Origin of the sequence: Bradyrhizobium sp. CCBAU 051011 (assembly GCF_009930815.1) — a bacterium.
Taxonomy (GTDB): Bacteria; Pseudomonadota; Alphaproteobacteria; order Rhizobiales; family Xanthobacteraceae; genus Bradyrhizobium.
The window spans coordinates 6,129,524-6,149,540 of the sequence record NZ_CP022222.1; the positions used below are offsets into that span (position 1 = coordinate 6,129,524).

A 20,017-nucleotide genomic window follows, 5' to 3' on the forward strand; every position below is an offset into this window, starting at 1 on the left:
CTGGAAAGCTCAAGTCTGGTTGATTTCGCTGATGCAGCAGAAATAGGCCCGAAATCCAACCAAACGGGGGAAAGATTTATCTTTCAAGGCTGTACGGGAGAGGTAAACGCTCTATATGACGACCATATGCAGACTACCGAAAACTCCCTGAAGGCGACCGGTGCGCCACCTTGCGTTGGGCGCGACGCCAATGGCTGATCCTGATTCGCGCTCCGATGCCGTTGCTGCCGAGCCGGCCGGCGCTTCCCCTGACAAGGCGACCCTGATCGGGACGCTGGTGCATCTGTGGCCCTATATCTGGCCCGGCGACCGCGACGACCTGAAGATGCGCGTGGTCTGGTCGATGGTGCTGCTGCTGGCCGCAAAGCTCGCGACGCTGACGGTTCCGTTCACCTTCAAATGGGCGATCGATGCGCTCAACGGCATGGGCACCGCGCCGGTCGAACCGTCGAACTGGATGCTGTGGCTGATCGCCTCGCCCTTGCTGATGACCGCAAGCTACGGCGCGGTGCGCGTCCTGATGGCGGTGCTGACGCAGTTTCGCGACGGCATTTTCGCCCGCGTCGCCATGCATGCGGTGCGCAAGCTCGCCTACATCACCTTCGTTCACATGCACGAATTGTCGCTGCGCTTTCATCTGGAGCGCAAGACCGGCGGCCTGACGCGGGTGCTGGAGCGCGGCCGCACCGGCATCGAAGTGATCGTGCGGATGGTGATCCTGCAACTGATCCCGACCATCGTCGAGGTCTCGCTGTTGATGGCGGTGCTGCTGTGGCAGTTCGATTGGCGCTACGTGCTGGTCACCGCGATTACCGTCGTGATCTACATGTACTACACCTATATCGCGACCGAATGGCGGATAGAGATCCGCCGCAAGATGAACGATTCCGACACCGAGGCGAACACCAAGGCGATCGACTCGCTGCTCAATTACGAGACGGTGAAATATTTCAGCGCCGAGACGCGTGAGGCCGAACGCTACGACCGCTCGATGGAGCGCTACGAGCACAACAGCGTGAAGACCTATACCTCGCTGGCAGTGCTCAACACCGGGCAGGCGGTCATCTTCACCATCGGCCTCACCGCGACCATGCTGATGTGCGCGCTCGGCGTCCGCAACGGCACCAACACGGTCGGTGATTTCGTCATGATCAACGCCATGATGATCCAGCTCTACCAGCCGCTGAACTTCATGGGCATGGTCTATCGCGAGATCAAGCAGGCGATCATCGACATCGAGAAGATGTTCAACGTGCTGTCGCGCAATCCCGAGATCAAGGACATCCCGGGCGCGGCGCCACTCGCGGTCAGCGCAGGCAGCGTGCGCTTCGACGATGTGCGCTTTGCCTACGATCCGGAGCGGCCGATCCTGAAAGGTCTGAGCTTCGAGGTACCCGCCGGCAAGACGGTGGCGATCGTCGGTCCCTCCGGTGCCGGCAAGTCGACGATTTCGCGGTTGCTGTTCCGCCTCTACGACGTCTCCAGCGGCAAGATCCAGATCGACGGCCAGGACATCCGCAACGTCACGCAGGCGTCGCTCCGCGCCTCGATCGGCATGGTGCCGCAGGATACCGTGCTGTTCAACGACACCATCCGCTACAACATCCGCTACGGTCGCTGGGACGCCAGCGATGCCGAGGTCGAGCAGGCGGCGCAATTGGCGCAGATCGACAGCTTCATCCGCAACTCGCCGAAGGGCTACGAGACCCAGGTCGGCGAGCGCGGGCTGAAACTGTCAGGCGGCGAGAAGCAGCGCGTCGCGATCGCGCGCACGGTGCTGAAGGCGCCGCCGATCCTGGTGCTGGATGAGGCGACGTCGGCGCTCGACAGCCACACCGAGCACGAAATCCAGGAAGCGCTGGAGCGCGTCTCGCGTGGCCGCACCTCGCTGGTGATTGCGCACCGGCTTTCGACCATTGTCGGCGCCGACGAGATTATCGTGCTCGATCAAGGCCGGATTGCCGAGCGCGGCACCCATGTCAGGCTTCTGGCCGCAGGCGGGCTTTATGCCAGCATGTGGAACAGGCAGCGCGAAGCCGAGGAGGCGCGGGAGAAGCTTGCGCAGATGGACGAGGGCAACGAAGCGCCGAACCGCGCGCCGCCGCCGGTCGATGATCCCCTCAGCGATCCGTCCAAGGACCCGCCCAAATCCAAAGATCCCTTGGCAACCGCCGCGGAATAATCCAAATACGGCGCTAGTTCCCAAGGGAAGTCGGCCACATAACAGCGAGCCCTAATGTCGATTGCGAATTCTATCCGCGCGCAGATCCCGCCAATCCATTCCGAGGGCTATCCCTTCATCGGCGCCTTTGCGCTGGCCAGCCTGATCCTGTTCTGGATCTGGACGCCGCTCGGCTGGATCGGCACCGGCCTGACCGTCTGGTGCGCGCTGTTCTTCCGCGATCCCGTCCGCGTCACGCCGGTGCGCGACGGCATCGTGGTGTCGCCGGCCGACGGCCGCGTCTCGATGGTGGCGCAAGTGCTGCCGCCCGCCGAACTCGGGCTCGGCGACCGGCCGCTGCCGCGCATCTCGATCTTCATGAGCGTGTTCAACTGCCACGTGAATCGCAGCCCGGTGGCGGGCCGCATCGACCGCATCGCCTACCGGCCCGGCACCTTCATCAACGCCGAGCTCGACAAGGCCAGCGAAGACAATGAGCGCAACTCGCTGGTGATCTCGACCACCAACGGCCGGATCGGCGTGGTGCAGATCGCCGGTCTGGTGGCGCGACGGATTGTCTCATTCGTGCGGGAAGGCCAGTCGATCGGCGCCGGTGAACGGTTCGGCCTGATCCGCTTCGGCTCGCGCCTGGACGTCTATCTGCCGGAAGGCACGCGGTCGCTGGTTTCCGAGGGCCAGACCGCGGTTGCCGGCGAGACGATTCTGGCGGATTTCGGCTCCAGCGAGCAGGGGCGGACATTTCGCGCCGATTAACCCTCTGAACGGGTGATTTTGCCGCTCGGCCCCCCAATGGCGAACCGGGTGGGCGCTTGCTATATAATAGCTGGCATGCTGATCCCGGACCCCAAAGACCCTGAACTGCGCCGCCGCCGGTTTCGCCCGATCCCGGTGCGAATGCTGGTGCCCAATGTCATCACCCTGCTGGCGATCTGCGCCGGCCTGACGGCGATCCGTCTGTCGATCGAGGGGCGGATGGAGCTTGCGGTTGCCGCGATCGTGTTCGCGGCCGTGCTCGATGGCGTCGACGGGCGCATCGCCCGCATGATCAAGGGCCAGTCGAAATTCGGCGCCGAACTCGACAGCCTGGCCGATTTCGTCAATTTCGGCGTCGCGCCCGGCCTGATGCTGTATTTTTGGCAGCTACAGGAATTGAACAATGGCGGCTGGATCGCAGCGATGGTGTTTGCGATCGCAGGCGGCCTGCGCCTGGCGCGCTTCAACGCCAGTATCGACGATCCGAACAAGCCTGCCTTTGCGGCGAACTATTTCACTGGCGTGCCGGCGCCGGCCGGTGCGATCCTGGCGATGCTGCCGTTCTATCTGGCGTTTCTCGGCGTCTCGAAACCGCCGGCCACGCTGACCGCGGCCTATACGCTCCTCATCGGATTCCTGATGGTGTCGCGGCTGCCGGTCTTTTCCGGCAAGACGGTGAAAATGCGGGTGCCGCCGGAAATGGTGCTGCCGGTCTTCGTCTCCGTCGTGTTCTTCGTCGCACTGCTGATCGGCTATCCCTGGCACATCCTGTCGATCGGCTCGGTGCTCTACCTGCTGAGCCTGCCCTGGGGCTGGAAGTCCTATCGCGACCATGAGCGTAACGCCGCCGCGGCGCTGCAGCCGGCTGCGACGGCAGAAGCCGCCGCGCCGTCATCTTCCGCAGCGCCGTTTTCGCCGGCCCCTGGCGATAGCGAGGAAGAACGGCCGGCGCGGTTGAACTGAGCGCGCCCGCAACCTGATTATCTGCCATGAGCCAAAGCCGAGTTGGGTTCACGCCCAATCTCGGCTATAGGGCTTGATGGCATACGGCCTGAAAGAGCCGGGCCGAATAATCAGGAGAGACGCCGTGAATAAAGCCGTTACCGCCCCGCTGCCTGCTTCCGTCCTTGAGGCGTTGGCGCGCTATGACACGCCGACGATCTGCAATGCGATGGAGATCGTGGCGCCGGAGCGCCGCCTGATCGGCTACACCACCAAGCCGCTGGTCTGCCCGTTTCCCGATCTGCCGCCGATGGTCGGCTATGCCCGCACGGTCACGATCCGCTCGGTGCTCAAATCCACGCTTCCCGCCGACGAGCAGGCCCGCCGCCGCATCGCCTATTACGAATATGTCGGCACCGGCTTCGGTCCGCGCATCACCGTGATCCAGGATATCGACGGCGCCGATGTCGGCTATGGCGCGTTCTGGGGCGAGGTGCAGAGCAATGTGCACAAGGCGCTCGGCTGCCTCGGTGTCATCACCGACGGTTCGATCCGCGACATCCCGCAATGGGCGCCGGGCTTCCAGGCGCTGGCCGGCTCGGTCGGACCGTCGCATGCCTGGGTCCATGCCGAACATTGGGGCGGCGAAGTGCGTGTCGCCGGCATGACCGTGCATTCCGATGACCTCATCCACGCCGACCAGCACGGCGCCATCGTGATCCCTGTCGACATCGCGGCGAAGATTCCGGAAGCCGCCGAACTCTGCGGCCGGCGCGAAACACCGATCCTGGATATCGCGCGCAGCCCGGACTTCACGCTGGAAAAGCTGAAAGAGGCGCTGAAGCGCTCGGCGGAGATCCACTGACGAAAAGCCGGATCTAACAAACAGACGAGGGGAAGCGTGATGAGAGGGTTCTGGGCGGCGCTGTCGTTGTTGATCCTCTCAGGCGTGGCAGCCGCGCACGCACAGACCTATCCCTCGCGTCCGATCACCCTGATCGTGCCGTTCCCGCCGGGCGGATCGACCGATACCGCGGCCCGGATCATGGCCGAGCGGATGCGCGCAACGCTCGGGCAATCCGTCGTGATCGAAAATGTCGGCGGCGCCGGCGGCAGCATCGGCGTCGGCCGCGTCGCGCGTGCGGCGCCTGACGGCTATACCTTCGACATCGGTCAGTGGGACACCCATGTCGGCAGCATCATCTACAAGCTGGACTACGACCTCGAAAAGGACTTTGAGCCGATCGCGCTGGTCTCGAACAATCCGCAGCTCATGGTCGCCAAGAAGGACCTGCCGGCCAACACGCTCGGCGAACTCGTGGCGTGGATGAAGGAAAATCCCGGCAAGATCAATTTCGTCAACCAGAATGCGGCGGCGAACGTCACCGGCGTGTTGTTCGAGAACCTGACCAAGCAGAAGGTGCAGTTCATTCCCTATCGCGGCGCAGGGCCTGCGATGACCGATCTGGTCTCGGGCACGGTGGACTTGCTGGTGGTGCAGGGCGCGGTGGCGCTGCCGCAAATCCGCGCCGGCAAGATCAAGGCGCTCGCCAATCTCTCAGCCACACGCTCGGCCTCGATGCCGGATATTCCCACCGCGGACGAGAGTGGCGTGCCCGGCCTCTATATGTCCGGCTGGTTCGGCTTCTGGGCGCCAAAGGGCACGCCGAAGGAGATCATCGCAAAACTCAACGCGGCGACGGTGGAGGCGCTGGCCGACCCCGCGATCCAGAAGCGCTTTTCGGAACTGGGCCTCGATGTCGCGCCGCGCGCCCAGCAGACCCCGGAAGGCTTGGCCGCCTTCCAGAAGGTCGAGATCGAAAAATGGTGGCCGATCATCAAGGCCGCCGGCATCGGCACGCAGGCGCAGTAGGCGCTTGCCGCCAGGGCAACCGCGTCATTGCGAGCGAAGCGACTTGTCCGCCGTAGCTCGAAGAGCCAAGGCGGAAGCAATCCATAGCGCGGCATAACGGATAGATGGATTGCTTCGTCGCTTCAGCGCAAAATTGCTCTGCAATTTTGTCGCGAGCTCCTCGCAATGACGGCGCGGAGAGAGACTGGCCGGCGCAAGATGGTTAGCGAATCCTTGCCACCGCCGGTCGCAGGCCCCGCAATTTTACGATCCCTGTTCGAGTTTAACCTTTACGGCTCTTTAATTGCGCCGACGTAGGGTTCCTCTTGCGCTGCTCCGGATGGAGCGCGCGACCGGTCAGGATGGCCGGCACTTCGCGTAGGCGTTGGAGTTCAGAATGGATATCACCACGCTCGTTGGCCTGATCGCCGGCGTCATCGTATTGTCGACGCTGATCCTGATGGGCGGTGATTTCCGGATGTTCTACGACATCCACGCCGTCATCATCATCTTCGGCGGCTCGTTTGCGGCGACGATGATCCGCTTTCCGCTCAGCGCGATCCTGCACGGCATGCCGCTCGGCGCAAAATTCGCTTTCACCATGAGCCGGCTCTCGGCGCGCGACCTGGTCGACGAACTGGCGCGCATCGCCGAAATCGCCCGCAAGCAGGGCCCTGTCGGGCTGGAAAAGGTCGAGACCGACGAGCCGTTCCTCGCCAAGGGCATCCGCTACGTCGCCGACGGCTACGACCTCGAATTTATCAGAGACAACATGGAGCGCGATCGCGACAACTTCCTGATGCACCTCAACGAGGGCTCGAAAATCTATCGCGCGATCGGCGACTGCGCGCCGGCGTTCGGCATGATCGGTACGCTGCTCGGCATGGTGCAGATGTTCTCGAACATGTCGGATCCCTCAAAGCTCGGTCCGTTCATGGCGGTCGCCCTGCTGGCGACGCTTTATGGCGCGGTGGTTGCGAACCTGATTTGCCTGCCGATCGCCGACAAGCTGCATGGCAAGCTGATCGACGAGGAAACCAATCGCACGCTGATCATCGACGGCATCCTGATGATCCGCGATTCCAAGAGCCCGGCCTTGGTGCGTGAAATGCTGCTGGCCTATCTGCCCGAAAAGCACCGCCACGAGGAAGGCGAGCTGGTTCCGGCCTGATCGGCTGATAGCATCAAGGCGCGGACATAGAACATGGCCAAGAAAAAACGCGAAGAGGCGCATGGCGGTCACGGCTGGTTCGTGACCTTCGCCGACCTGATGGCGCTGTTGCTGTCGTTCTTCGTGATGCTGGTGGCGTTCTCCAGCCAGGACCAGCAGAAGCTCAAGATCGTCGCCGGCTCGATGCGCGAGGCGTTCGGCGTGCAGACCGAATCCCGGCATTCGGGCATCGTCGAATCCGACGGCCTGCCGACGCGGCCGAAGCTGAAGAACGTCGCGCATATTTCACCCGAGGAAGCCTCCAATACCCCGACGCCCGACGAGAAGGACCGTCAGCGCGAGGTCGGCGCCCGCCTGAAGGTCGACCGCGAATTCGCGCTCGCCGCGGCCTCGTTGCGCCAGGCGCTGCAGGACATGCCGGAACTGACCGAAATGTCCAAGCACATCATGTTCGAGGAGACCAAAGAGGGCCTCAATCTCGAAATCGTCGACCAGGATGGCCGCTCGATGTTCGCCGACGGCTCCAAGGTCCCCTACGACCGCACCCGCCGGCTGATCCAGAAACTGGCCGTGCCGCTGAAGGCGACGCCGCTGCGGGTCAACATTGTCGGCCACACCTCTGCCGGCTTCGTGCCGGCGCGGGGCGAATATGGCGCGTTCGATCTGTCGGCGGATCGCGCCAATGCGGTGCGCCAGATCCTCGAGCGCGAGGGACTGCCGTCATCCCATATCTACGCCGTCGGCGGCCGCGCCGACAGCCAGCCACTATTTCCGGACGATCCGACATTGCCGGCAAACCGTCGCGTCACCATCACATTGATGCGCGAGAATCCGCCGCTTCCGCCGAATCTGAAGCCGTAGCACGTCGGAACTACCATAATACCATCTTGCCATTTCGATGGAATCTGCTTTGCGTAAGCTCCGCATCGGAGGTGGTGTTATGCTCGTCCGAGATTGACAGGCAACGCGGAAGCGTCGATAGCCGCGCGGATCAATTCAACGACGAGAACGTTCTCTTCCACCATGACTGTCAGCGTCACATCTACCGAGGCCCATGAGGGGCACGCGACCTCAGGCTTTTGGGCCCTGACGCTGGGCAGTATTGGCGTGGTGTTCGGCGATATCGGCACTTCGCCCTTGTACGCATTTCGCGAGGCCGTCACGCACGCGGCCGAAGGCCAGCCGGTATCGCGCATTATCGTGCTCGGCGTGCTCTCGCTGATTCTTTGGTCGCTTTTCATCGTCGTGACAGCCAAATATGTGCTGCTGCTGTTGCGCGCCGACAACAACGGCGAGGGCGGCACGCTATCCCTGATGGCGCTGGGGCAGCGGGCGCTGGGCCACCGAAGCTGGGTATTGCTGGCGCTCGGTGTCGTCGGCGCCTCGATGTTTATCGGCGACTCCATGATCACGCCGGCGATTTCGGTGTTGTCGGCGGTCGAGGGCCTCAAGCTGGTCACGCCCGCGTTCGAACATTACGTGGTGCCACTGACGATCTTCATTCTCGTCGTGCTGTTCTCGGTGCAGAGCAGCGGCACCGCGCGTGTCGCCTCGCTTTTCGGGCCGGTTATGGTGGTCTGGTTCGCGACGCTCACGATTTTGGGCCTGATCCACATCAGCGACGATCCCACGGTGCTCTACGCGATCAATCCCTGGTACGCGATCCAGTTCATGCTTTCGCACGGCACCATCGGACTGGTGACGATGGGTCTGGTGTTTCTGGCCGTGACCGGCGGCGAGGCGCTTTATGCGGACCTCGGCCATTTCGGGCGCAAGCCGATCCAGACCGGCTGGTTCTATTTCGTGATGCCTGCGCTCCTGATCAATTATTTCGGGCAGGGCGCGCTGGTATTGGCCGACCCGGCGGCGATCCAAAATCCGTTCTACCGGCTGGTTCCTGGCATGCTGCTGTTGCCGATGGTGGTGCTGGCGACCGCAGCGACGGTCATCGCCAGCCAGGCGGTGATCACGGGCGCGTTTTCGCTGATCCGGCAAGCGGTGCAGCTCGGGCTGTTGCCGCGCTTTGAGGTGCGCTACACCTCGGAGTCGCATGCCGGTCAGATCTATCTGCCGCGCGTCAACCGGCTGTTGTTGATCGGGGTCGTGCTGCTGGTGCTGTTGTTCCGCAGCTCAAGCGGTCTTGCGTCGGCCTATGGCATCGCCGTCTCCACCACCATGGTGGTCGACGGCATCATGGGCTTTGTCGTGATCTGGAAACTGTGGAACTGGCGCGCGGCCACCGCAGCGGCCGTGATCCTGCCCCTCGTCGTCGTCGACATGAGCTTCTTTGCCGCAAATCTTCTGAAGCTGCTCGAGGGCGCCTGGGTGCCGCTGCTGTTTGGCGTTGCGGTCGCGGTGATGATCTGGACCTGGCGCCGTGGCGCTGCGATCCTGACCGCCAAGACGCGCCGCATCGAGGTGCCGCTGGCAGACCTGATCAAGAGCCTGGAAAAGCGTCCGCCTCACATCGTCAAGGGCACGGCAGTATTTCTGACCTCCGATCCGAGCTTCGTGCCGACCGCAATGATGCACAATCTCAAGCACAACAAGGTGCTGCACGAACACAATGTGATCCTGACCATCGAGACCGCGCAGACGCCGCGCGTCGATCCGTCCGAGCGCGTCAAGATGGAAAAGATCAGCGAAAAGTTCTCCACCGTCAGGCTGCGGTTCGGCTTCATGGAATCGCCGAACGTGCCGAAGGCGCTGGTGATCGCGCGCAAGCTCGGCTGGCAGTTCGACATCATGGCGACATCGTTCTTCGTGTCGCGGCGCTCGCTCAAGCCCTCGGCGCAATCGGGCATGCCGCTCTGGCAGGATCATCTGTTCATCGCGATGAGCCGGTCGGCTAACGACGCCACCGACTATTTCCAGATCCCGACCGGACGCGTCGTCGAGGTCGGAACTCAAGTAACCATTTGATTTTACGTCTAAAATATCTAACGGAGCCGCTGTAATCCATGCGGACGGCGCATACCGGAGGCCTGAATTCCGGCTAACCTTCCAGCCGGTCCCGGGAGTATAGGGCTGCGCTTCTGCATTTGTGCAGTGCGGTAACAGCCGAGGCCCCATCTCATGTCAGTCCAGTTTGCGGTCACCGCGGCGGAAACGCCCGCGGCCAACGGTCATGGGGAAACTCATTCCACCGCCGGCTTCAAGGCCCTGATGCTCGGCAGCATCGGTGTCGTCTACGGCGACATCGGCACCAGCCCGCTCTATGCATTGCGCGAAGCGATCGTCGCGGCCAGCGAACACGCGGGTACCGCCAGCCCGCAGGCGGTGCTTGGCGTGCTCTCGCTGATCCTGTGGGCGCTGATCGTGGTGGTGACGCTGAAATACGTCGTTATCCTGCTGCGCGCCGACAACAACGGCGAGGGCGGAACGCTGGCACTGATGGCGCTGGCGCAACGCGCGGTGGGGAAGGGCGGCGCCACGATCGTGCTGCTCGGCATCATCTCCGGCGCGCTGTTCTATGGCGACGCGGTCCTGACGCCGGCGCTTTCGGTGTTGTCGGCGATCGAAGGCATGAAGCTGATCACCGCGACCTTCGAACACTATGTCGTACCGCTCACGCTGATTATCCTGATAGCGCTGTTTGCCGTGCAGTCCCACGGCACCGCCCGCGTCGCCGCGTTCTTCGGGCCGATCATGTGCGTCTGGTTCGCCGTGATCGCGATCGCGGCCGTGCCGCAGATCGTCCTGCATCCCGAAGTGCTTCAGGCGTTCAATCCGCTCTACGCGGTTTCCTTCATGCTTCATCACGGCATGATCGGTTTCGTGACGCTCGGCGCGGTGTTTCTCGCCGTCACCGGCGCGGAAGCGCTCTATGCCGACCTCGGCCATTTCGGCAAGCGGCCGATCCAGACCGCCTGGCTCTTCATCGTGCTGCCGTCGCTGGCGGTGAATTATCTGGGGCAGGGCGCGCTCTTGATCGCCAATCCCAAGGCGATCGAGAATCCGTTCTTCCTGATGTTCCCGGACTGGGCGCTGATCCCGATGGTGGCGCTGGCGACGGTGGCAACCGTGATCGCGAGCCAGGCCGTCATCACCGGCGCCTATTCGCTGACACGCCAGGCGATCCAGCTCGGCCTGATGCCGCGGTTCGAAATCCGCCACACCTCGGAAGCGCATTCCGGCCAGATCTACATTCCCCGCATCAACCTGCTGCTGTTTCTGGCGGTGATCCTGCTGGTGGTCCTGTTCCGCTCGTCGAGCGCGCTGGCCTCGGCCTACGGCATCTCCGTGACCGGCACCATGGTGGTCACGGCCATGATGGGCTTCGTCGTGATCTGGCGGGTCTGGAAATGGTCGCCGATCGCGGCCGCCGCGCTGATCGCGCCGTTCCTGTTCCTGGACGTCACCTTCCTTGCCGCCAATCTCTTGAAGGTATTCGAAGGCGGCTGGGTGCCGCTGGCGCTCGGCGGCGTCGTGATGTTGTTGATGTACACGTGGCGGCGCGGTAGCCGGCTGCTGTTCGAGAAATCGCGCAAGCTGGAATTCCCGCTCGCCGATCTGGTGGCGATGCTGGAGAAGCGTCCGCCGCAGCGGGTGCCGGGCACCGCGGTGTTCCTCACCTCCGATCCCGATTGCGCGCCGACGGCGCTGATGCACAGCCTCAAGCATTACAAGGTGCTGCATGAGAAAAACGTCATTCTCACCATCGAGACCGCGCCGACGCCGCGAATCGACGATGCCGAGCGGGTGCGGATGGAGCAGCTCAGCGAGACCTTCTCGCGGGTCACGCTCAAATTTGGCTTCATGGAATCGCCAAACGTGCCGAAGACGCTGGCGATCGCCCGCAAGCTCGGCTGGCAGTTTGACATCATGTCGACCTCGTTCTTCCTGTCCCGCCGCGCGTTGAAGCCGGCTGCCCATTCCGGCATGCCGCGCTGGCAGGACCTGCTGTTCATCCGCCTCAGCCGCTCCGCCAACGACGCCACCGATTATTTCCAGATCCCGACCGGGCGCGTGGTCGAAGTGGGAACGCAGGTCACGATCTAGGGGCGCGAATTCCACAAGTTCCCGCTTATGTTGTCGCAGGACGGCAACAGCTTTGCTATTTCTGAGGCGGAGCAGTACATCTGACTCCACACGCATCCCGATTTGGATCAGGCTCTTGACACCGGGGGTCGGCGGATCGAAGTTGCACCCCGCTGGCCGCGGGCGCGAATGCGTGCGGCAGTTGGTGCGGTACTGTGGGACAGTACCCGGAAGCCTAGGCTGAAGCCTTGAGTGGCAAATATTCCGATGCGATGATGTGGTATTGTGAGGAGTAGCGCAAATGAGTTTCATCCGCGCGAACGACCATCCCAACCCCGATGATCCGAATGATCCGCTGTACTACGCACCGCGCTCGGCGCGCAGCATGGCGAACCCGCGATCTGACGAGACGCCGCAGACGGGATCGCATCAATTTCCTCCCGCTGCCCCTTTGTCGCGTTTTGATGAGATGCGCGAAAAGGCCTTCGCCAAATCCACCCGTCCGTTGGAATCCCAATTCATTTACGAACGCCGTCCGTCACGTGGGCTGCTCGCCACTGCCGGCGCAATTGCCGTAGCGATCGGTGCCACTGTGATCGTGGCGCTCGTGTTGCTTAATATGCCTCCGAGGTCAAAAAGTGAACCCTCGGAACTTGCCGTATCAATTTCTACCCCTGCATTGGCTACGCCGGCTCAAGCGACATCCAAAGAAGACTCCCAGGCACTGCTCCAGGGATTCAAGCAGTTTCAAGGAATACAAGGAAGCGAAGACCCGGCTGTTTCCGAGCCCGCCGGAACGGCCAACGCAGCGCCCGAAAAACCCTTGCTTGAAAAATTCATGCAGTGGCAGCAAAGGAAATAGCGCCGAGAGAACGTGAGGTCGGCCGGAGCGACTCGTCCAAAGACCGCAAATGGACGCGACCATCGATGTCGTGCTTCCATTATTCAGTGCAAGAGCTGGAGCGCTCGAAGAGCTGATGCGCACTGCGGAGGCCGCATCTCCATCGCTCCCTTTGGCAAAAAAGCCGGCCAGCACCCCCATTTGGCCTCGTCGTTTCGCAGACTTGCAGTTATTTCCCGCAGCAGGGTTCGAGCGAGCCATAATGGGACGGTTGCGACATGAACTGGCGAATGGGCCATGGTGGCAACCAACAGTCAAACCATCACGGTGTTCGGCGGAACCGGCTTTCTGGGCCGCCGCATCGTTCAACATCTGCGCTCACGCGGATTTCCCGTTCGGATCGCGTCAAGGCATCCGGATCAGGGGTATACCCTGCCTGGTGCTGATGATCCGCAACTTCAGTTCGTAGAAGCCAACATTCACGACGAGCGGTCCGTCGCGGATGCGCTTGCCGGCGCTTACGGCGTTATAAATGCGGTCAGTCTTTACGTCGAGCGGGGACCGGAGACGTTTCATTCGGTCCACGTCGAGGCCGCCCGGCGAGTAGCGGTTCAATCGCACAGGGCTGGAGTCAAAAGACTCGTCCACATGTCAGGAATCGGCGCTGATTCCGCCTCCCAATCCCGCTACATCCGAAACCGCGGCGAGGGCGAACTGGCGGTCCGGGCTGCGTTCGCCGAGGCAACTTTCATCCGTCCGGCGGTGATGTTCGGACCAGACGACGCGTTTCTCGTCGTCATCCTCAAGCTCCTCCGCCAGCTTCCTGTCTATCCGATGTTCGGCCGCGGCGAGACAAGATTGCAGCCGGCCTATGTGGGTGACGTTGCGGATGCGATTGGTCGGATCATGCAGCGCGCCGAGACGCCGAGAGTCTTCGAGTTCGGCGGCCCCCGCGTCTACTCTTACGAGGAGCTTCTTAGAGTCGTGGCGCGTCAAGCCGGACTTGCGCCTCGGCTGATTCCAATCCCGTTTGCCGCTTGGCATGCCTTGGCATGGGCATCAGAAATGCTCGGGAGTCCCTTCCTCACGCGCAATCAAGTGGAGCTGATGCAAATCGACACCTTGCCATCGCCTGATATGCCTGGATTTGTCGAACTTGCGATTTCGCCACAGTCGGTCGAGGCCATACTTCAGAAAATGCTGTCGAATTCCGGAGGATAAGTTCCTCGATTAATCCGCGTCCAGACGCCGGGTTTGCCATTGCGTCCGAAACCTCGCCAGATTTTCGGCTCTGGCGATCAAAGGCTTGGAAAGCCGGTAGGCTGCCGCGACGGCCTACCGCGCGCGTCGATCTGGGCGCCCCGATGTTGCGCGGAAGGATGAGGAACCAACCCATAGGGGCACCGTTGTTGAATTCACTCAATGCGAAGGTACTGCGATCGGAAACGCGCCAAGTGAGGGTGGATATCATGGCTACCTGTGAAACCTGCGGCAATGACTATGACAAGACCTTCCAGGTCACAATGAACGGCAGGGCGCACACCTTCGATAGTTTCGAGTGCGCCATTCATGCGCTCGCGCCGACCTGCGCTCATTGCGGTATCCGCATCGTCGGGCACGGATTGGAGAAGACGGGTACTTTTTTCTGTTGCGATCATTGCGCCGAGGGTGAAGGCGTTAAAGGGCTGCGTGATCGAGTGTAAGGCCGGGCAATTGGTACGGTCGGCCCTATGTCCGCAAAAAGGACGATGCTCCCTCCCTTTACAAGGGCGCCTCGTGCAGATCGACAGGCGTCTCAGGGCTTTTGCAGAGGTCGAAATAGCACCCGCGGATCGCCGTTGTTCCAGCGATCTCATCCGCGGATCGCCGCGTTGGCTTTCTCGGCGGCATTCGTCATCGCAATCTTCGCCGGTTTCGCGCCCGTGACCACCTCATTCACGCCGATCATGAACGCGTCAAGGATCGGCCTTGATACCGGGTGAAACAGGATCGCCTTGGCGCGATCGACATCGGCATTCTGCAAGTTGGTCAGCGCGGCTTCGGCGGCCTGGGCGCCGAACGCCTTCTTGAACCCCTCGCTCGACCAAGCCGACACACGCGTCGTCGCCAGCCCCGCCGCGGCGGTCAGCATCGAAGTTGGCTTGCTTGTCGCCCACAGCAGAAACAAAAACGCCGCCCGCTTGTGTTTCGACTTGGAATTGATGCAGGCCTGCCAGTGCGACATGAAGGGCACGGACGTGCGGCCGGCGACGTGCGGAAAGGCGGCAAATACGGTCTTTCCGGCAACGTGGCTCCTTGCCGGGTTGGAGATGTCGGTAGCGAAATTGCTGCTGTCGATTGCCATCGCCGTCCTGCGCTGAAGGAAGTCGTCCAGCACGTGGTACCATTCGTAGCCGCTCACACCGCCAGGCCCGGCTTGACTGAGCAACTGACCGAACATCTCGATGGCCGCGATTGCTTCGGGGCTCGCGAAAGCGGCCCTGTTGTCCTTGATCATCTCCCCGCCATAGGAGAACAAGAAGCTCATCGCCGGCACGGACGAATTGCCGCCGGCTTGAGCCCGCATGGCTATGCCGGACATCTCGTCGGTCTTGATTGCATTGGCGGTGACAAGCAGCTCTTCGAAAGTGCGGGGAACCGACAGGTTCTTGGCAGCCAGCGCATCGCCATTGATGAACAGGGTCACCGCCTCCGAGGTGATCGGCATGGCGTAGCGCTCGCCGTCCCGCCATAGCGGAAAGGTTCGGGCGGTCTTGAGAAGGTCGCCCTCGTCATACCAGGCGAGATCAGTCAGCGACTTGTCGGCATAATAGGCGTTCAGGGGCTCGAGCCATCCTCCCGAGATACCCTGGCCATAGGTCGTGTACATGAAGACGTCGGGTGTGCTGTCGCGACGGTTGAGCTGGATCGCCAGCGCGCCCAGGTACGTGGTCTCCAACCGGAAGTCGGGAACGACTCTGATACCGGTGAGCTCGGTGAAATCAGGCAAAAGCGGAGTAATCGCGTTCGTCCAGGGATGGATCGCGCCCCCGAGTGTGATCGTCTGCCCCGCAAACTGCTTCCAGTTTATCGCAGCGTTGGCGTAGCTCGCTGCGACATCCTGGGCGAAACCCCACCGGGGCAGCATGGAGAGGGCCGGCAGGGCTATGCCCAAACCCTTGACAAAGCTGCGCCGGCTGGCCAGCCCGGAATGGCTCGGCAATTTTGCAGGCAAGTTCTCACTTGGAGCCATCTGTTTGCTCCTGTGGTTGCTCCGGCCGAAGGATCGAACGTCACAGCGCGCACAGGTATTCCCGTGACGTTCTGGCCCCTTGCGAGGGGACCTACGGGCTTCTAAGCCGGTATAATCTGCGCGGTTGAGTGTGCCGGTTCCCGCTCACCTGCGCGGACCGTGGCTGTATTTACATTATACTAGCAATACTCTGCGTCGGCATCAGAAAATAGCCGCTCACGCGAGCATCGAAGACCAGGCCAATGTCATTTCTTCTGAGCCAGTCCTTTCGGTGGTTAGCTCGTCCGCTGACGCTGGTGGTTGCTGCGCTTCTGGTTGTGGTCGTCGCGACCGGAGTTCTTGGCCTCCAATATTGGCAGGCGCGCCAAGCGGCAAACCTTGCGCAGGACCGCAACCGTCAGGTGCTCGAGACGCTGGATCGGTTGCGCACGGTCATCGCCGACGTGGAGGCGCAAAGACGCGGCTATCTGCTAACCCTCGACCCCCAATATCTCAAGGCCTATGGCGTCTCCGACGAAAGCGTAAGACGGGACGCGCAGGCGCTGCAGGCCCTGGTGGCGGACGATCCATTGCAGAGCCATCGTGCCGGACATCTGGCGCTGACCGTTGCTGCAAAGCTGCGCGAGATCGATGAGATCGTCAAAACGGTCCGTACCTACTCGGGGCCCGCCGCGATGGCGATGATTCGCAGCCTGGACGAGATAAGGTCGCAAATCGACCAGATGGTTGACCACGAGCGCTTCCTGCGCGTGGATCAGGAGAAGCGCAGCGAGCAACTCGAACAACGCAAGGCCTGGCTGATCGCGACCGCCATCGTCATTGTCGCAATCCTGGCAGGGGTGGCATTGGCGCTCGCACGGCTCGAAGCGATGAGGCGGCGCAAAGCGATCGCAGAGAACATCGCGCTCCATGGCGATCTCCTGGCGCGCGACAAGAAGATCCGCTACCTGGTCGACGCCAACATCGTCGGCATCATCATCTGGGAGCTCGACGGTCGCATTCTGGAGGCCAATGACGCGTTTCTCCATATGTTGGGTTACGACCGCAAGGATCTGGCCTCGGGTTGCCTGAACCGGACGGACCTGACGCCGGCGGAATGGCGCGGCCGCGACGCGCACACCGTGGCAGAGCTGAAGCAGATGGGGACCGTCCAGCCGTTCGAGAAGGAGTATTTTCGGAAAGACGGTAGCCGTGTGCCCGTGCTGCTCGGCGGAGTGATGTTCGAACAAAGCCCAAACCAGGGTATCAGTTTTGTCCTCGATCTGACCGAGCGCAAGCGGGCGGAGCAGGCGCTGCGGCGGAGCGAGGAGCGCTTTCGCACCCTCGTGCAGTTCTCCTTCGACGTGTACTGGGAGACCGACGCGCAGCATCGCTTCACTCACCAGGAATTTGCGGAGGATCTTGCCGATGCGCCGGCGTCGGGCTCCGAGATCGGCAAGACACGTTGGGAAGTGCCTTACCTGGAGCCTGATGAAGAGGCCTGGCGCAAGCACCGCGAGACGCTCGATGCCCATCTGCCGTTCCGTGATTTTGAGCTGGCGCGGTCTGCTCCCGATGGCAGCAAGCGTTACGTGTCCGTCTCCGGCCTGCCGGTGTTTGACGAGAAGGGGAGCTTCGTCGGCTACCGCGGCGTCGGGCGTCACATCACCGAACGCAAGCGGGCCGAAGAAGCCTTGCGGGCCATGCAGGCGGAGCTCGCGCACGCCAACCGCGTTACCACGATGGGGCAGTTGTCGGCCTCGATCGCCCATGAGGTCAATCAGCCGATCGCCGCGACGGTTACCAACGCCCAGGCGGCGTTACGCTGGCTGCGTGCGCGGCCGCCCAATCTCGAAGAGGTTCGCTATTCGCTCGACCGTATCGTTGACGACGGCAAGCGCGCCGGCAACGTCATTGGCGGCATCCGGGCGCTCATTCACAAGGTGCCGCCCCGGAGGGATTGGTTCGGCCTCAACGAGGCCATCCTCGAAATGGTCGCGCTGACCCGAAGCGAAATGTTCAAGTATGGCATCTCGTTACAGACCGAGCTCGCACCGGGCTTGCCTCTGGTGGAAGGCGATCGCACTCAGCTGCAGCAGGTGATCCTGAACCTGATCCTCAATGCCATTGAAGCCATGGACGGCAGCGACGAGGGGACACGCGAGCTCCGGATCAACACCGAGGCGGAGGCGGCCGGCGTGCTCGTCACTATCAGCGATTCCGGGCCCGGCCTCGACCCGGCGGATGCCGAGCGCGTATTCCAGGCCTTCTACACGACCAAGCCCAAGGGCATGGGCATGGGCCTCGCGATCTGCAAGTCGATGGTCGAGGCTCACGGGGGACGAATGTGGGTGAGCGCGAACGAACCTCGAGGTGCCGTCTTTCAGTTTTCCCTGCCGCTGGTACGAGAGGAGAGCGTTCCAGCCCAGCAGGTCCGGTCCAATCCAGCGGCATGAGATTGCAGGTAAAGCAAAATGAAAACCGCTCTCGGCTGGATGTTTCCGCGCTATGCGCCAGGCGCCACTCGGAACGTCGCAATGGAGCCACGGCCGGCATGCCCGGCCAAGTGTCCACAATCGGATTCATGCACTGCAGCAATCTGCATCCCTATCTTTTTTGGAGAGGCCGCATGGGTCGTTTAAGCGTTAGTTCGGCTGAATGGCTCGTCTGCGTGCAACCATAGGGCTCGATGTCCAGTCGGCTTAAACAGTTTCTGTTTGGAATTTGGGGTCTTCTGCTGATCCCGCTGGTCATGCCTATCCTCGAAAAAGGATTGAAGGCAAATGTCTTTTCCATTCCGGGTGGTGTGGCCACGACGGTTCTTGGTAACGCTGTGGTCACGACCGTTTCTGACAATCTGGTCGCACTTGGCCAGCAGCGTTGGTTCAAATTTGCGATGGTCTTTTTGACCGGAATGCTGGTTGGCATCTCATTGGAATGGCTGAGCCGGAAGTCGAGCGAAAGAAAAGCTTCCGAGCTCCGAAGTCTGGGCGCTAAATTTCGCAGTCTTTCAGACAGCATCAAAATTCGAGCCGCCTCGTCAGAATGGCCGGACAATGTACGTGATCTCAAACCTGCAATCCTGTCTGCATTTATCTCCGCCAGGAAGTTTGGTTTGTGGGTGCCGAATGAGCACGTTTATCAATTGCCGGATGCGACATTCCTTTGCGAGTACTTCAGGTCTGTCGGCAAGCTGCTGGAGGATGGGCAATTCGACAAGGCCAACAGCGAGGCGTTCTCCTGGCAACCATTTCTCGATAATGTGACGCTGTCTTGAGTTTTCCGTACGGGCTGCAATCCAAATGGATGGTCAGGTCTCAGGGAGAGGATGGTGAGGCGGCGCGAGTTCATCGCGCTGCTCGGCAGCGCGGCGGCAATCCGGCCGCTCGGCGCGCGCGCGGAGCGCCCGCGAGACCGCATCCTCTATTTCACCTACTCGGCCGGCTACCGGCACGACGTCATACCGCTTTCCAGGGAAATCCTGACCCAGCTTGGAAGGAATGCCGGCGCCTTTGAGGTCACTGCAACCGAAGACACCTCTGAATTCTCGGCCGAGAACCTCCAGCGCTACGCCGCGGTGATGTTCTATACATCCGGAGAACTTCCGATGAACGGCGATCAGAAGGCGGCTCTGCTCACCTTCGTGCGCTCGGGCCGTGGGTTCCTCGGTATTCATTCGGCCACGGACACATTCTACGCCTGGCCAGACTATCTTGATCTGGTCGGCGGCTACTTCAATGGTCATCCATGGCATCAGGCCGTGACGATCGAAGTAGCTGATCCCAGCGATCCATTGGTGGCGTTTCTCGGAAATTCGTTGAAAGTCGAGGACGAAATCTATCAGATCCGTGACTTCGACGATCGTGGATCACGCGTGCTCCTGCGCCTCGACCCAAGCTCGGTGGATCTCGGCAAGACCGGTGTGCATCGACGATCCTATGGCTGGCCTCTCGCCTGGAAACGATCTTACGGCGAGGGGCGGGTATTCTATACGGCGCTAGGCCACGAGGCATCCGTCTGGCGCGACGCCCGCTACCAGCAAATCCTCACGAATGCCATCCTCTGGTCTATGCGAAAGTAACCTT

The 20,017-nt window shown here is 61.8% G+C and carries 16 protein-coding genes; 15 read left to right on the forward strand and 1 reads right to left on the reverse strand.

Going from position 1 to position 20,017, the window contains the following annotated elements; all coding sequences use genetic code 11:
* Positions 1 to 190 precede the first annotated feature (190 nt).
* The 12 genes from ACH79_RS28680 (at position 191) to ACH79_RS28735 (ending at position 14,424) form a co-directional block, all read left to right on the forward strand.
* Positions 191 to 2,182, forward strand: coding sequence for an ABC transporter ATP-binding protein/permease (locus ACH79_RS28680; RefSeq protein WP_161853926.1), 1,992 nt, complete (start codon positions 191 to 193; stop codon positions 2,180 to 2,182).
* A gap of 54 nt (positions 2,183 to 2,236) precedes the next feature.
* Positions 2,237 to 2,935: a phosphatidylserine decarboxylase gene (locus ACH79_RS28685; protein ID WP_161853927.1), complete on the forward strand. Its 699-nt coding sequence runs from the start codon at positions 2,237 to 2,239 to the stop codon at positions 2,933 to 2,935.
* A 75-nt stretch (positions 2,936 to 3,010) separates the two neighbouring features.
* Positions 3,011 to 3,898: a phosphatidylcholine/phosphatidylserine synthase gene (locus ACH79_RS28690; protein ID WP_246738173.1), complete on the forward strand. Its 888-nt coding sequence runs from the start codon at positions 3,011 to 3,013 to the stop codon at positions 3,896 to 3,898.
* A 124-nt stretch (positions 3,899 to 4,022) separates the two neighbouring features.
* Positions 4,023 to 4,742: an RraA family protein gene (locus tag ACH79_RS28695; RefSeq protein ID WP_161853929.1), complete on the forward strand. Its 720-nt coding sequence runs from the start codon at positions 4,023 to 4,025 to the stop codon at positions 4,740 to 4,742.
* 39 nt (positions 4,743 to 4,781) lie between these two features.
* The gene (locus ACH79_RS28700) at positions 4,782 to 5,750 is read left to right on the forward strand and encodes a tripartite tricarboxylate transporter substrate binding protein (protein ID WP_161853930.1); all 969 of its coding nucleotides are present in this window, start codon (positions 4,782 to 4,784) and stop codon (positions 5,748 to 5,750) included.
* Positions 5,751 to 6,126: 376 nt separating this feature from the next.
* Complete coding sequence (locus tag ACH79_RS28705; protein WP_161853931.1) at positions 6,127 to 6,900, forward strand: motility protein A; 774 nt, start codon at positions 6,127 to 6,129, stop codon at positions 6,898 to 6,900.
* Positions 6,901 to 6,933: 33 nt separating this feature from the next.
* On the forward strand, positions 6,934 to 7,761 hold the full coding sequence (locus ACH79_RS28710; RefSeq protein ID WP_161853932.1) for a flagellar motor protein MotB: 828 nt from the start codon (positions 6,934 to 6,936) through the stop codon (positions 7,759 to 7,761).
* A 162-nt stretch (positions 7,762 to 7,923) separates the two neighbouring features.
* Complete coding sequence (locus tag ACH79_RS28715) at positions 7,924 to 9,822, forward strand: potassium transporter Kup (RefSeq protein WP_161853933.1); 1,899 nt, start codon at positions 7,924 to 7,926, stop codon at positions 9,820 to 9,822.
* Between the two features lie 153 nt (positions 9,823 to 9,975).
* On the forward strand, positions 9,976 to 11,901 hold the full coding sequence (locus ACH79_RS28720; RefSeq protein WP_161853934.1) for a potassium transporter Kup: 1,926 nt from the start codon (positions 9,976 to 9,978) through the stop codon (positions 11,899 to 11,901).
* 280 nt (positions 11,902 to 12,181) lie between these two features.
* Complete coding sequence (locus ACH79_RS28725) at positions 12,182 to 12,742, forward strand: hypothetical protein (protein WP_161853935.1); 561 nt, start codon at positions 12,182 to 12,184, stop codon at positions 12,740 to 12,742.
* A 276-nt stretch (positions 12,743 to 13,018) separates the two neighbouring features.
* A complete protein-coding gene (locus ACH79_RS28730; protein ID WP_161853936.1) occupies positions 13,019 to 13,942 on the forward strand; it encodes a complex I NDUFA9 subunit family protein in 924 nt (307 codons plus the stop codon).
* A 248-nt stretch (positions 13,943 to 14,190) separates the two neighbouring features.
* Positions 14,191 to 14,424 carry a hypothetical protein gene (locus tag ACH79_RS28735; RefSeq protein ID WP_161853937.1) on the forward strand — a complete coding sequence of 78 codons (234 nt, stop codon included), beginning with the start codon at positions 14,191 to 14,193 and terminating at the stop codon, positions 14,422 to 14,424.
* Positions 14,425 to 14,573: 149 nt separating this feature from the next.
* Here ACH79_RS28735 and ACH79_RS28740 read toward each other — a convergent pair whose 3' ends face one another.
* Positions 14,574 to 15,953 carry an ABC transporter substrate-binding protein gene (locus tag ACH79_RS28740; RefSeq protein ID WP_161853938.1) on the reverse strand — a complete coding sequence of 460 codons (1,380 nt, stop codon included), beginning with the start codon at positions 15,951 to 15,953 and terminating at the stop codon, positions 14,574 to 14,576.
* 242 nt (positions 15,954 to 16,195) lie between these two features.
* Between ACH79_RS28740 and ACH79_RS28745 the strand changes: the two genes are divergently transcribed.
* The 3 genes from ACH79_RS28745 (at position 16,196) to ACH79_RS28755 (ending at position 20,013) form a co-directional block, all read left to right on the forward strand.
* Positions 16,196 to 18,388: an ATP-binding protein gene (locus ACH79_RS28745; RefSeq protein ID WP_161853939.1), complete on the forward strand. Its 2,193-nt coding sequence runs from the start codon at positions 16,196 to 16,198 to the stop codon at positions 18,386 to 18,388.
* Positions 18,389 to 18,621: 233 nt separating this feature from the next.
* Entirely contained in the window at positions 18,622 to 19,209 is a 588-nt protein-coding gene (locus tag ACH79_RS28750; protein ID WP_161853940.1) for a hypothetical protein, read from the forward strand.
* A gap of 51 nt (positions 19,210 to 19,260) precedes the next feature.
* Positions 19,261 to 20,013, forward strand: coding sequence for a ThuA domain-containing protein (locus ACH79_RS28755; protein ID WP_246738174.1), 753 nt, complete (start codon positions 19,261 to 19,263; stop codon positions 20,011 to 20,013).
* Positions 20,014 to 20,017: the final 4 nt, after the last annotated feature.